A 13,779-nucleotide genomic window follows, 5' to 3' on the forward strand; every position below is an offset into this window, starting at 1 on the left:
CCTACACTGAGGGTCATCGGTCGTTTCGACTCAATGGAGTGTCGGGCATGATCCTGCGCGGTCGACCCATCGTGTTATCCGGGACGCTGCTCCTGGTGCTGGTCAGCGTGACTGTCGCCGCCTGCGGCAAAGGTGGGTCGGGGCAGGGGCACGCGCGGCCGACAGCCCAGGCCGGCCGGCCATCCTCGATGACGCCTGTCCCGAGCCCGACGCCCACGCCGATCGCGCCGGTCGAATACCAGGCGGCGCTTTCGGCGGTGGACGCGGCCCTCACCCCGCAGTTTTCGTCGATATTCCTCAGCGGGACGCCGGCCGATCTGGCCAAGGCGTTCACCGAAGCCGCGACGACGATCAGCACCCGGCGTTCGGCGCTTACCCAGATCCGGCCCCCGGTGAACGTCGCTTCCGCCCATATCGATCTTCTTGCCGCACTGTGGAAGCTGGCCAGCGATCTCCAGGGGCTGGCTGGTGACGCGCGTCGTAATGCATTGTGCACAGGTGGCGCGGGAATCCCGCGGGCGGCGAGCGGCAGCGGCGCGCAGGCGCTGCGTCAGGCCGCGACGGAGATCGGGACCGCTGACCCGGCGCAGTCGTACAAGGTGGGGACGTTCCTGCCGGCCGGCTCACCGGACCTGAACCGCCAGCCGGCCAACGGCAGCCTCGGGCCGGGAAAGCGCGGCGGAATGGGCGAGCTGACCATCAACGGATCATCTACCGACGCTGTGGTCAAACTGACCCGGGACGGCAGCCTGATCCGGAACGTCTACGTGCGTGCCGGTGCCACGGTGACCGTCGACGCGATTCCCGACGGAACCCTTGACGCCTTCTTCACCACCGGTACCGACTGGGACGCGGCCGGCGGTCGGTTCACCCGCGACTGCACCTTCAGCAAGTTCGATCAGTCGCTTCCGTATCGGACGAACTACTACCGCACCGAGACCCAGTACACGACCTTCACTCTCACCCTGTACAAGAGTGCCGCCGGGAACGCGTCCACCAGCAGGGTTGACCCCGGCTCGTTCCCCGCATCCTGACCGGTCGGCGGACGATGTGAACCAACGGCTGTCCGGGCAGTCGTCCGAGCGGCGGCGGTTCACATCGTTCCCGCGTCACGGCCTCAGGCGATACCCGTCAGGTGGTGCGGTCGGCCGGCCCGGACTTGATGGCCTCTACAAGCTGACCCAGCTTGTCCTCGGGCAGATTCCTCGCCAGGTCGGCCTCACTGATCATTCCAACCAGTCGACTATCTTTGATCACGGGCAGTCGCTTGATCTTGTGCTCCATCATTTGGCGCATCACCTCGTCGAGGTCGGCGCCCGCATCGATGTAGAACGGCTTGCCCTGCGCAAGGTCTCTGGCCCGCGTCGTCGTGGGGTCCTTGCTCTCGGCAAGACATCTGATCACGATGTCGCGGTCGGTAATGATCCCCTGGAGTCTGTTGTCCTCGCCGCAGATCGGCAACGCCCCTACGCCGAGGTCCCGCATCCTGCGGGCGGCATCCACAAGAGTCTCGGTCTCACCGATGCATTCGGCGTCTCGGTGCATGATCTCGTGTGCGGTGGTCATGCGGATCCCCTCTCTGCACTCTTCCGGCCGGGGACGGCGTGACCTTGATGCGTCCGGTGCCGCCCGAAGCCCTACGGGTCCTGTTGGTACCCAGCATCCGCGGGCACATGCTGTGCGCTGACGCTTTCACGGGTACGACCCGGTCAAGCCGTGCGGGCGATCCACGGGTGACTATCGTGGCAACGGCGGATGCGTCCCGACAGGGCGTAAGAAGTACCCGACATCGCACCGCGAAAGGCGCGTACATGGATAGGTCTGATGAACTGCCCTGGCCGGGGCGCGGCTCGCGTGGGCGGCATCGGGATCACGATCTGGATCACGACGGATAAGGGTGTTGTAATGATGCTGGTCACAGCTTGGGTGAATATCACTCGAGCGCTATGACATAGATCACAAGGATATGGCTGTGGGGCTGGCTGCATATCGTCCTGCGGGGAACGTGGTGGACCGGCGGGCTGGCGACCCCCTCCGCCGCCAGCCCGCCGGTTTCCGGGCTATCTCTTCTCCCCCCGGTTCCACCCCCCACCTCGGCCCCCCAGCCGAGGTGCGCCTCGACATCCTGCGGTGTCCCCCCTGTCGGGCGCAGTACGGATGCTGCCGGGTCCGTAAACATCCGAACAGAGCCCCCCCGCACCGGAGCAGGGGTGCTCCCTTACCGGCAGAGATGCCCACAACCCTTGTGACCTGCGCGTATGCCCGCTGGAGGGTGACCCGGACATGACAGCCAGCGGACCTTTTCACAGTTAGGCTCATCCAGTGGTTGGCATGAAAGGGGCGACGGGAACGCATGGTCGTAAGCGGGGTACCGGAGGCGGCACCACCGGTCGTCGCCCGGGTCGTCGCCAATGGGCGGAGATGGGCCCTCGGATCGGGCTGTCGGCTGACCTTCGGCCGTGCCGGGTGTGACATCCCCTTCGGCGCGGAGCCGCAGGATCTGCGGGTGTCCCGGCGGGCCGGGACGCTGGCCGAAAGCGAAGGCGCGATCGTCATCAGTAACACCGGCCGGCATCCGCTGCTCCTACTGACCGCGGATGGTGATACTCACCGCATCCTGTCGCCCGGCATCGCGGTCTCGGCCGGCCTCGTGCAGTTCCACATCATCGCCGTTGGGACGGACGGTGAGCGTCACCAGATCGATGTTGTTCATCATCGCCGGCTCCAGGTCCGCCGTGAGCAGGACACGATGCAGTTGACGTTTCGGCTGACGCAGACCGAACGTCTCCTCTTGGTTGCCTTGTGTGAACCACGTCTGCGTACCGGTGACACTCATGCGCCGTTTGCCACGTATCGTGAGATCGCCCGCCGGGTTAACCGCGACGATAACTACGTACGGTCACGTCTTGCTACTGTTCGTAGCAATCTGGCTGGGCAGGGGATCCCCGGGTTGTTGCGCGACGAGCCGGGCCCGGCGGCGCGTCGCCTGCCCGACTACATCGTCCGGCTCGGTGAATGGGTGATCGCCGCCGGTCTCGTCACCGCGGACGATCTCGCTCTGCTGGCCTGACCCCGCTCTGCTGGCCTGACCCCGATCCGACCGGCCGTCGCCCTGTGGTCGACCTTGCGCGGCCAACCGCCAACCGCCAACCGGTCACCCGCGTGTCGACCACGACACTCCGATTACTTAGAGTGCTGTTATAGCGATGCTAAGTATCTGTAGGGTGTGGTCGACCGATCGGCCGGCGGGGCCGATCGGTCGACCGGGAGGGTCGATGACGTTGTCCACCACGGTCTGCAACCAGGTGAACCTTGGGCCGGTACCGCTCATGCCGGCCGGTGTCGCGCTGGGGGTGCTCGCGCCGTTCATGGTCGGCGGTGCCGGGTTCGAACCGAACCGCCGCCGTTCGGCGTTCGACCGGGTGTGACCGGCTGGTCCGCCGAGATGATCCACCGTCTCCTCGGATCGCCCGTACGGGGGCACCCCGCGTAGTCGCGGGGTGCCCCCGCACCTACTGGCCGGGCGTCCGTGCGGCCGGTAGGTGCGGGCACGGGCTATGCATGATGGTCAGCTCGTCGGGTCGGCGGGACGCGGGTGGGCGCCGTCGTCTGGTCCGTCGCGTTGTCCTCCTTGTCTGCGGGGGTGATGACCTCGGCGGGCACCGGCGTGTTACGGATCTCGTCGATCTCTTCCTGGGATTCCACTGAGACGCTCGGCAGCACCCTGTCCAGCCAGGACGGCAACCACCAGTTCGCCATGCCGGTCAGGTGCATGAGAGCCGGTACCAGCAGCGCGCGGATCACGAACGCGTCGATCAGTACGGCCACTGCCATTCCCAGGCCGAACAGTTTGATCACACGATCATCACTAAGGGTGAAGGAGGCGAAGACCAGGGTCATGATTGCCCCTGCGGCTGTGATCACACGCCCGGTCTCGGCCTGGCCCAGGGAGACCGCTATCCGGTTGTCACGGCGAGCGATCCACTCCTCGTGCATCCGGCTTACCAGGAACACCTCGTAGTCCATGGACAGACCGAACAGGATGGCGAAGAGCATCACCGGCAGGAACGGCTCGATGGGACCGCCCTTGACCCCGATGAGGCCCGCCAGCCACCCCCACTGGAAGATCGCGACGATGACCCCGAAGGCCGAACCCACAGCGAGCAGGTTCATCACGGATGCGGTGAGTGGGACGAGCAGGCTGCGGAACACCGCCACGAGCAGGAGGAAGGCGAGCGCTACGACGACGCCGATGAACAGGGGGAGCTTGTTTGTCAGGACGTTGGAGAAGTCCTGGTAGGTCGCGGTGGCACCCCCCACCTTGACGTCCAGGGATGTCCCTTCGGTCAGCCGTGGGATGACGCTGCCGCGCAACCGCCGCAGCAGCGCGGAGGTCCGGGCGTCCTGCGGGCTTGTGACCGGAAAGACGGCCACGGTCGCGGCGTGCCCGGTCGGGCTCGAGATCGGTGGTGTGACCGCGGCTACACCCGGCTCGGTGCGTAGTTCCGCGACGACGTTGGCAAGAGCTGTCACGTCATCGGAGGAGCGGGTCTCGGCGACGAGCGTGAAGGGACCGTTGAACCCGGGTCCGAACCCGTTGGCAAGAAGATCGTAAGCGCGGCGGGAGGTCCTCGTGAGCGAACCGTTGCCCTCGTCGGCCGATCCGAGGCGCAGCGAGAAGAAGGGCAGCGCGGTGATCACGATGATCGCCGCGGAGACCATCGTGTATTTCGCCGGACGCCGTTCGATCCGGCGGGCCGAACGCCACCAGAAACCCGACGGGTGTTCGGGTTCTGGACCCTTGTGAGTGAGCTTCACGCGCTCGGCCCGACCGAGCACCTTCATCCCGTAGAGACTGAGCAGTGCTGGCAGCAGGGTGACAGCGGTGGCCATGGTCAGTGACACGATCAGGGCCGCGGAGATCGCAACACCGTAGAGGAAGGTCACCCCGAGGGCGTACATCCCGAGCAGTGCGATGCAGACGGTGAGGCCCGCGAACAGGACGGCCCGGCCGGATGTGTTGATCGCGGTGACACATGCCTCTTCAGGCGTCTTGCCTGCGCGCAGGCCGATGCGGTGCCGGTTGACGATGAACAGCGCGTAGTCGATACCCACGCCCAGGCCGATGAGTGTCGCCAGCGTCGGCGCGAACTGGGCGATGGACATCACGTGTGACACCAGGCCTATGCCGGCCATGCCGACACCGAGGGCAAGGACCGCGGCGATCAGGGGCAGGGTCATCGCCAGCAGCGTCCCGAACGCGATGAACAGGATGATCGCGGCGGCCACGACTCCAAGAAGCTCGCTGGTGTTCTGCTGAGGCTGTTCCACGATGGAAACCGCGCTGCCGGACATTTCTACCTGCAGGAGTCCGGCATCGGCCGTACGGGCGGTGTCGATGATGGTCTTGAGGTTGCTGCGGGGGATGTCGACGGCCTGGTTGTCCAGGGCGACGGTGGCGAAGGCCGTCCGTCCGTCCGCGGTGAACTGGCGCGCGCCCCGCGGGTCGAACGGGCTCGTCACATCGACGACGTGGGGGAGAGCCGCAACCCGGTCGAGCATGGCAACGGCGTCCGCTTCGAGCAGTGGGTTGTACAGCGTGCCGGCGCGGGCATGCAGCACGATGCTGGCGGTCTCTCCGGATGCCGCGGGAAACTCCCGCTTGAGCAGGTCGATCGCCTGCTGGGACTCGGTCCCCGGAAGCGAGAAGTTGTTCTTGTAGTCGGTACCGGTGGCGGTCGCGGCGGCACCGAAGCCGAGCAGGGCGACGAGCCACAGCAGTAGGACGATCCAGCGGTGGCGGAAGCACCAACGCGCGAGCGATGCCACGGGTTTCCCCCCGGTCTGGGCCGATGGACGGGTCAGGGTCTGCTAAACGATCGGTCGGTCGGGGTAGTTTACCGAACGGTCAGTAGATGCGGATCTGGGCGGGAGGGGTATAGGTTCTTCGCTACGGACCTCCAGGTGAGAGGAGAGCGGGGCGACCATGTCTGGCCGCGCGCCGCGTGCTCACGCGGGGGATACGCGCGACCGGATTCTCGCCGTCGCCGTGCAGCTGTTCAACGAACAAGGCTACGCTGGGACATCGATTCGTGACATTGCGGAGCGGCTCGGTATGACGAAGGCCGCCCTCTATTACCACTTCGCGTCCAAGGACATGATTCTGGACGCAGTAGTACAGCCGTTCGTAGAGGCGTTCGGTCATGTGAGGGATCTCTCGCGCGTTGATCCACCAGCTTCGGCCCGATCTATCATCGAGGGTCTGGTGGATGCGATGGCCGGGCCGGGCGCGGTGCTGTTCGCCTTCGTCAACGATCCATCTGTGATCCACCGACAGATCGGCAAGGGTGACATCGCGTCGCATCAGGACGCCATCGTGACCGCCCTCGCGGGACCTGACCCCACACCGTTGCGCCTCCTGCGTGCACGATGCGCGGTCGGCTGCGTGCAGGCGGGTATCCTCGGTACGGCCGTGGCACGGCGAACGCTTGCCCATGCCAGCAGCGATTCGGCGGCCAGGTCCGGGCGTGGCACGGATGGTCTCGTCCTTGACCACCCGCTCGTCCCGGACGACGTCCGCCGCGAGGTTGTCGAAGCTGCCCTCGATGCCCTGGGGAACAGGTCCGGCGTCTCCTGACCGGCCCGTGGCATTGATCCTTGAATGATCCGACGACCGGGCTCATCGGTGCGCAAGGCCACCGGAAGCTGATTATTCGAAATTCTATCCGACGGCCGGTCCGATGGTATTGATTCCAGGTAGGGAACCGGCCTGAGGGAAAGCGGCCGATGGCTGAAATGCCATTCACCCGTCGCCTTTGCAAACGGGGACGATGTCCGCTGGTGCCGGTTCCCTCCTGACCGGGGACGGTTCCGTGCCCGGCGGATTTCCGCCCCGCCCGCATGCGGCGCGGCCGGCGGTTGCACGGTCCACCCCGGTACGGGCTGCCGACTCGTGGCGTTCGGCCGCGTCGGGTAACCGGCCGCGAACCCGTAGGGTAACGTTCGGGTAATGTTGCGTGTACGTTATGTGCCTTTTGTGGTTGCATGTGTATTGGTTCTTGCCGGGGGTGTGGTTGGGCTGGCGGCACTCCGCCATCCGGTTCATCCGGCCGGCCTCGACCGGTCGTCTCGATCCGTGACGACCGAGCTGACGCGGCCTGGGGAAGCGGCAGGCGGTAACAGGGCCGGCACCACCGCCGGAACCGAGCCGGATGTCGCTGTCGGTGTCACAGCTCCGGCGATCGGCGCGGTGCGGGTAGAGAAGGTGCGGGTCGCCACGGTGACGCTCACCGTGGAGGTGGCCGACACTCCGGCGGCCTGGGCTCGTGGACTCATGGGTCGCACGTACCTTCCGGCCGGAACCGGCATGCTGTTCGTCTTCCACGGTGAGTCGACCGATGGTTTTTACATGTACCGGACGCTGCTTCCGCTCTCCCTCGTTTTCATACGGTACGGACATGTTGTCGCGGTCCGGGAAATGACGCCTTGTGTCGAAAATGATCCGGACCGTTGTGAGATCTACCGCGCGGGTACGGCCTACACGGAGGCGGTCGAGGCCCCCGCGGGTACCTTCACCGATGCCGGGACACGCCCGGGTGATGTGATCGACTTCGACTAGTCACATCAGGGTCCGGGTGTGTCGGCGGGGGAAAATCCATGTTCCGATGTGAGAAGAGCTACAAATCGACAATCCTATTTTGGGCGAATGTCGACGGGATGCCATGTAGTGCTTGTAGTGTGGGCCCGTCGTTGACGTGACGGGGCCAACAAGGTTTTCGGCGCGGTGTCGCCTATCTGACGATGGACGTTCACGCTGTGGGGCGATGAAATAGGGAGAGGCCGTACGTGGCCTACCGTTTGTCGCCAGCGCTGTCGACACCCAGGTTCCGAAGGCCTGACCGCGACCGTCTCCCATCCCGGGAGGAGGCGACCACCGCGCGACCGGAGGGTTTTGTTGTGCACACACCGGCCCGTCCCACTGTTCCGGACAGCCGTTTGCACGTTGTCGCCGAGCAGTCCCGCTTCGCCGGCAGCCGGGGGTGGCCGCCGAAGACCGCGATCGTCACCGGTGCCAGCAGTGGAATCGGCAGGGAGTCGGCGCTGCTGCTCGCCGCGATGAACTGCCAGGTTCTCCTGGTTGGTCGTAACGGAGTGGCACTGGACGAGGTTGCCGCATCAACGGAAGGTCACCGGATTGCGGTCGACCTGTCGGTCCCGGGTTCCGAAGCGGCAGTGGCCTCCCGCGGAGAGGATCTCCTGGGCGACCTCGACCTGCTGGTATGCGCTGCTGGTCTCGGTTCCGCGGGTCCCTACGACCAGCTCTCCTACGAAGCTCTCGCCGAACTGGTGGCGGTCAACCTGTTGTCACCGATGGCGCTGGTCCGCGCGGTGCTCCCAGCCATGCTTGAGCGTGGACACGGGCGCATCCTACTGGTCGGAAGCGTTGCCGGAGCCTTCGGCGTACGCGGTGAGGTTGCTTACTCGGCAACCAAGGCGGCTCTTGTCGGGTTCGCCAATGCACTGCGCTCCGAGGTTTCCGGTCGTGGCATTTCGGTGACTCTGTGCTTCCCCGGGGCCGTTGACACCCCGTTCTTCCATCGTCGTGGAGCGCCCTACGTCCGCAGGTGGCCACGCCCCCAACCGGCCCGCCTTGTTGCCGAGCGCATGCTGTTCGCGGCCGGGCGGGGTCATGCCGAGGTGTGGGTACCGCGCTGGCTCTCGCTCGCCGCACGTGTTCATGGAGCCGCACCCCCGCTCTACCGTCGTCTCGCGGGTGTCTTCGGCTAGGTTGCCAACCTCATCGTGGCAACCCCACATCACCCGATCGATGAGGGTACCGGTGCAGAGCCGGAACAGGCAGCCGGACAATCATCATATCGGTCGTGCCGGGCCGAATAGTATCGAATGGGGTATACCCGGCAGGGTGTGTTGAGTATGAGCAAACTGGCCGAAGGCGGCGTTAACATGATTTTTCTTGCCTCCGGAGGCTTGAGGAGTTTGGACAGTAGAGACCAGTTCAGGCGCATCGCCGGGTGGCTCCGGCGATCCGTGTCGGGCCCATCCGCTGACAAGGGGGAGGCGCATGACTGCTAACGACGCGAAGATCGGTCCGCCACCGGGCGGGCCGGCGGGAACATCCGGAGCGCCGCTGCCCGGCCACAGCCTCACATCCTCACCCGAGGACGTGCTGAGGGCGGCATCCGCGGAGAACTTCCCGGTGTCCCCGCTGATCCTGCCCGCTCGGGCGAGGCGGCACCTTTTTGCCCTGTACGGATTTGCCCGCCTCGTCGACGACATCGGTGATGAGGCGACCGGCGACCGGGTCGCCCTGCTCGACACCCTGGAAGCTGATCTTGATCGGATCTGGGGTGGTACGCCCACGCTCCCGGTCATCCAGGCGCTGGCACCGACCGTCCGGGAGTGCGGCCTGCAACCGGAACCGTTCCGCCGGCTCGTGGCCGCCAACCGACAGGACCAGCTCGTCACGCGTTACGACACCTTCGACGACCTGTTGCGTTACTGCACCTTGTCCGCCGACCCGGTGGGACACATGGTGCTGGGCGTCTTCGGTATCCAAACGCCTGACCGGGTCGCGCTGTCCGACCGGATCTGCACAGCGCTCCAGCTCGTCGAGCACATCCAGGACGTAGCCGAGGACCTTGCAGCCGGCCGGATCTACCTGCCGGGAGAGGACCTCGACGCCTTCGGCGTACGTGAGCAGGACCTGGCGCGGCCGACGGCCAGCCCGGCGGTGCGGGAACTCATCGCCTTCCAGGTGCTGCGTGCCCGGCGCGTCCTCGACGAAGGCACGCCGCTGGTCAACCTGGTCAACGGCCGGCTGCGGCTCCTGTTCGCCGGGTTCGTCGGCGGCGGACGGGGAGCCTTGGACGCGGTGCGGCGGGCTGATTTCGACGTCCTGGGCGGCGCGCCCACCGCGCCGAAGCCCCGGATCGCCCGGTTCGCCCTGACGGTCGCACTGGCGTCGGCCACACCCTCCGCCCGCCGGGCCGGTCGCGCGGCGCGGGTAGGGCTCCCACCATTGGTCACCGGCGGCGGCACCATCACCCGGCCGGCCTCGCACGGAGGTACGCAATGACTACCGCCGGTCCATTTCGGTCGCCGACGGTTACCGAGGCATACGTGACCTGTGAAACTCTGATGAGAGAGGCCGCACGCAACTTCTCCTACGGCATCCGGCTGCTGCCTGCGGACAAACGGGCGGCGCTGTCCGCGGTGTACGCCTTCGCCCGCAGGCTCGACGACATCGGCGACGGCGATCTGCCCGCCACGGACAAAGCCGTCGCGCTGGCCGCGGCCCGAGCTGACATCACCGGTCTCGGCGCATCCAGCTCGGATCCGGTACTGGTCGCGCTCGCCGATGCCGCCCGGCGCTTCCCCATCCCGGTGGACGCCTTCGTCGAGCTGATCGACGGCGTCGAGATGGACCTGCACGAGGTCACCTACGAGTCCTTCGAGGACCTCGTCGGGTACTGCCGGCGGGTGGCCGGCACCATCGGGCGCCTGTCGCTCGGCATCTTCGGCACCGAGACGGCCCATGCGGACGCGGGCGCCGCCACGGTAGCCGACGAACTCGGGATCGCCCTGCAGCAGACCAACATTCTCCGAGACGTCCGGGAGGACCTGATCATCGGCCGGATCTACCTGCCGCGGACCGAGCTGGAAAAGGCCGGGATCACTCTCGGTCTCGGACCCGACGGCCAGCTCGGCGGCCCCCCCGACGCACTCGTCGAGTACCTGCGCGGCTGCGCGGAGCGCGCCGACGAGTGGTACGGACGCGGCCTGAAACTGCTCGGTATGCTCGACCGTCGCAGTGCGGCGTGCTGCGGCGCCATGGCCGGGATCTACCTGCGGCTCAACCGCCGGATCAGGATGGACCCGACCCCCGTCCTACACGAGCGGATGTCGCTGCCTGGCTGGGAGAAAGCGGTGGTTGCCGCCCGCAGCCTCGCCGGCCGTCCGGAGGTGTCGGTGGCATGAGCGTGTCCACCGCGGGGTTGCCCATCGCTGCGCCGCCCGGCCAGGGGGTTCGCCGGCTTGTCGTGGTCGGCGGCGGTCTTGCCGGCCTGTCAGCCGCGCTGGTCGCCGCCGACGCCGGTGCCGAGGTGACCGTGCTGGAAGCACGGCCACGGCTCGGTGGTGCCACCGCCTCGTTCGTCCGTGACGGCATGTGGGTGGACACCGGCCAGCACGTGTTCATGCGCTGTTGCACCGCCTACCGCGGGTTCCTGCGTCGGCTCGGGGTCGAGCACCTGACCACCCTGCAGGAGCGTCTGGACGTCCCGGTACTACTGGCGGAATCGGGGGCGCATGCCCGGCTGCGGCGCACCCGCATCCCCTGGCCTGCGCCGTTGCACCTCACCCCGGCGCTGCTGGGGTACCGGGCGTTCCCGGTCGGCCAGCGGCTGCGCGCGGCGCTCGCCGCCTACCGCCTCGGCCGCCTCGACCCGAACGCACCCGAGGTGGACGGCGTCTCGTTCGGAAGCTGGCTCGCCGACCGGGGTCAGCGGCCCGCGGCCATCGAGGCGTTGTGGGAACTGCTGACCGTCGCGACCCTGAACGCCCCGGCCGACTCGGCGTCCCTCGGGCTCGCCGCCAAGGTCGTGCGTACAGGTCTGCTGGAGCGGGCCGACGCCGGTGACATCGGATGGGCCGACGTCCCGCTGCAGCAGCTGCACGGTGAGGCGGCAGCCTCGGAGCTCGCCGACGCCGGAGCGGACGTGCGGACGGGTGTGAAGGTGCGTGCGCTGACGCGGACGGCGACCGGTTGGCAGGTGGCCACGGACAGCGGCCCGGTTGATGCCGATGCCGTGATTCTCGCCGTACCTCCGCAGGCGGCTGCCGCGCTGTTGCCGGACGGCGCGGTCAAGGAGCCGGCGCGCTTTGTGAAGCTCGGTTCCGCGCCGATCGTCAACGTCCACATGATCTACGATCGGCCGGTGCTCAAGGAACCGTTCCTGGCGGTGGTGGGCTCCCCGGTCCAGTGGGTCTTCGACCGGACCGCATCAAGTGGGGTCACGGGAACGGGGGAGGGCCGGCCCGGCCGCACCGGCGCGCAGTACCTGGCGATCTCCCTGTCGGCCGCGGACGAGTGGATCGACCGTCCGGCCGGCGAGATCCGCAGCCTCTTCATCGAGGAGATGCGCCGGCTGCTACCGGCGGCACGGAGCGCCGAGGCGGTCGAGGTGTTCGTCACCCGTGAACGCACTGCGACGTTCCGTCAGGCCCCCGGCACCCGCGCGCTGCGCCCCGGCCCGGCCACCGAGCTGCCCGGGTTGGTCCTGGCGGGCGCGTGGACCGACACGGGCTGGCCGGCGACCATGGAAGGCGCTGTCCGTAGCGGACTGGCTGCCGCGAAGGTGGCGCTCGACGGTTGGCGTTCCGGACCGCCCGTACCAGGCCCGACCCGTAGATTGCTACCAGTGGTCGAATCCCCGGGCGGTTCCCCCGGAGGGCAGCGTGGCTGCGCTTCGTCACCGACCATCCCATCGAAAACATCACAATCGTCCCAGACGCCGGAGACCAAGGTCCCGGGCGAGGGACCGTCATCTTCTACCCCGCCGGGATCATCGACCGGCATGTCGACCGCCCAGCTGCCCTCGACCCAGCTGCCCTCCGCACCGCCCTCGACATCCATTTCAACCGCAACTTCGAACACGACTTCGACAGCGTCACCGACAGGGGGATTCCCGGCATGACCACGTTGGTTCCCGATGCGATCGAGCGGGGCCGGACCCTGGCAGTGCCGGCACTGCGCGCCGCCGTCGACCGGCTCCACCCCCGCCTGCGCCGGGTGGTGGCCTACCACCGCGGCTGGATCGACGCGAACGGCACCCCGCTGACCGGCAGCGGCGGAAAGCTGCTGCGCCCGGCGCTGGCGTTGCTGTCAGCCGAGGCTGCCGGTGCCCCGGTCGAGACCGGGCTCCCCGGCGCGGTCGCCGTGGAGCTGGTCCACGACTTCTCCCTGCTGCACGACGATCTCATGGACGGCGACACCGAGCGGCGGCACCGGCCCACCGCGTGGACGGTCTTCGGCGCGGACGGCGCGATCCTCGCCGGCGACGCCCTGCTGGGGCTCGCGACCCAGGTGCTGCTGGAGGTCGAGGGGGAGCCGGGTCGCCGTGCCGCAATCATGCTCGGTGCGGGTGTTCAGGACCTTGTCCGCGGCCAGGCCGAGGACCTGCACTTCGAAACCCGCAACGACATCACCGTTGCGGACACCCTGATGATGGAGGACGGGAAGACCGGCGCGCTGCTGTCCTGCTCGACCGCGATCGGTGCGGTCCTCGCCGGCGGCCCGCCGCGGCTCGTCGACGGCCTCGCCGAGTTCGGGTCACGGCTGGGAACCGCCTTCCAGCTCGTCGACGACCTTCTCGGCATTTGGGGTGATCCGGTGGTGACCGGCAAGCCGGTGCTGTCGGACCTGCGTTCCCGTAAGAAGTCCGTGCCGGTCGTGGTAGCGCTGGAAGGCGGCGGAGACGACGCGGACGAACTGCGCGCGTTCCTCGAATCCGCTGGCGACCCGTCCGAAGCCGAACTGCACCGTGCCGCCGAACTGGTGGAACGGGCCGGCGGACGGGATTGGACCACGGCCGAGGCCGACCGTCAGCTCGACATATGCGCCGAGCTGCTCGCCTCGCTGTCCCTGCCGTCGCTGGTCGAGGCCGAACTGCTTGCCCTGGCCCGTTTCGTGACGGAACGGGACCGGTGATCTGACTGTGACAAAGCTGTTCGTACCGCAACAGGAGTTCATACCGCACC

Annotated in this window: 12 protein-coding genes; 10 read left to right on the forward strand and 2 right to left on the reverse strand. The window is 67.5% G+C overall.

The genetic code is table 11. The features are described 5' to 3' along the window. The first annotated feature begins 47 nt into the window (after positions 1-47). Positions 48-1,034 (forward strand): hypothetical protein, encoded by a 987-nt coding sequence (locus tag NBW77_RS01285; protein ID WP_242605646.1) that lies wholly within the window; start codon positions 48-50, stop codon positions 1,032-1,034. 97 nt (positions 1,035-1,131) lie between these two features. Here NBW77_RS01285 and NBW77_RS01290 read toward each other — a convergent pair whose 3' ends face one another. Continuing rightward, on the reverse strand, positions 1,132-1,566 hold the full coding sequence (locus NBW77_RS01290) for a CBS domain-containing protein (RefSeq protein WP_131745760.1): 435 nt from the start codon (positions 1,564-1,566) through the stop codon (positions 1,132-1,134). 787 nt (positions 1,567-2,353) lie between these two features. Between NBW77_RS01290 and NBW77_RS01295 the strand changes: the two genes are divergently transcribed. Beyond that, complete coding sequence (locus NBW77_RS01295) at positions 2,354-3,070, forward strand: hypothetical protein (RefSeq protein ID WP_131745781.1); 717 nt, start codon at positions 2,354-2,356, stop codon at positions 3,068-3,070. 205 nt (positions 3,071-3,275) lie between these two features. Beyond that, positions 3,276-3,428, forward strand: coding sequence for a hypothetical protein (locus NBW77_RS01300; protein ID WP_165485881.1), 153 nt, complete (start codon positions 3,276-3,278; stop codon positions 3,426-3,428). Positions 3,429-3,555: 127 nt separating this feature from the next. Here the strand turns inward: NBW77_RS01300 and NBW77_RS01305 are convergent, their stop codons facing one another. After that, on the reverse strand, positions 3,556-5,829 hold the full coding sequence (locus NBW77_RS01305; RefSeq protein WP_131745782.1) for an MMPL family transporter: 2,274 nt from the start codon (positions 5,827-5,829) through the stop codon (positions 3,556-3,558). 157 nt (positions 5,830-5,986) lie between these two features. Between NBW77_RS01305 and NBW77_RS01315 the strand changes: the two genes are divergently transcribed. From NBW77_RS01315 to NBW77_RS01345, 7 genes are all read left to right on the forward strand, one after another. Beyond that, positions 5,987-6,637, forward strand: a complete 651-nt coding sequence (locus NBW77_RS01315; protein ID WP_131745783.1) for a TetR/AcrR family transcriptional regulator — start codon at positions 5,987-5,989, stop codon at positions 6,635-6,637. 498 nt (positions 6,638-7,135) lie between these two features. Then, a complete protein-coding gene (locus NBW77_RS01320) occupies positions 7,136-7,618 on the forward strand; it encodes a DUF192 domain-containing protein (protein ID WP_242605652.1) in 483 nt (160 codons plus the stop codon). A gap of 338 nt (positions 7,619-7,956) precedes the next feature. Further along, entirely contained in the window at positions 7,957-8,787 is an 831-nt protein-coding gene (locus NBW77_RS01325; RefSeq protein WP_502799414.1) for an SDR family NAD(P)-dependent oxidoreductase, read from the forward strand. Positions 8,788-9,082: 295 nt separating this feature from the next. Further along, positions 9,083-10,096 (forward strand): squalene synthase HpnC, encoded by a 1,014-nt coding sequence (gene hpnC, locus NBW77_RS01330; protein WP_250279162.1) that lies wholly within the window; start codon positions 9,083-9,085, stop codon positions 10,094-10,096. Further along, positions 10,093-10,998 carry a presqualene diphosphate synthase HpnD gene (hpnD, locus tag NBW77_RS01335; RefSeq protein WP_131745785.1) on the forward strand — a complete coding sequence of 302 codons (906 nt, stop codon included), beginning with the start codon at positions 10,093-10,095 and terminating at the stop codon, positions 10,996-10,998. The genes hpnC and hpnD overlap by 4 nt, the downstream gene beginning before the upstream one ends. Beyond that, positions 10,995-12,716: a hydroxysqualene dehydroxylase HpnE gene (gene hpnE, locus NBW77_RS01340; RefSeq protein ID WP_131745786.1), complete on the forward strand. Its 1,722-nt coding sequence runs from the start codon at positions 10,995-10,997 to the stop codon at positions 12,714-12,716. Before hpnD ends, hpnE begins: the two co-directional genes overlap by 4 nt. Continuing rightward, positions 12,713-13,729 carry a polyprenyl synthetase family protein gene (locus NBW77_RS01345; RefSeq protein WP_250279163.1) on the forward strand — a complete coding sequence of 339 codons (1,017 nt, stop codon included), beginning with the start codon at positions 12,713-12,715 and terminating at the stop codon, positions 13,727-13,729. Before hpnE ends, NBW77_RS01345 begins: the two co-directional genes overlap by 4 nt. Positions 13,730-13,779 lie beyond the last annotated feature (50 nt).

The organism is Frankia sp. Cppng1_Ct_nod (genome assembly GCF_920656135.1).
GTDB classification, from domain to species: Bacteria; Actinomycetota; Actinomycetes; order Frankiales; family Frankiaceae; genus Protofrankia; species Protofrankia meridionalis.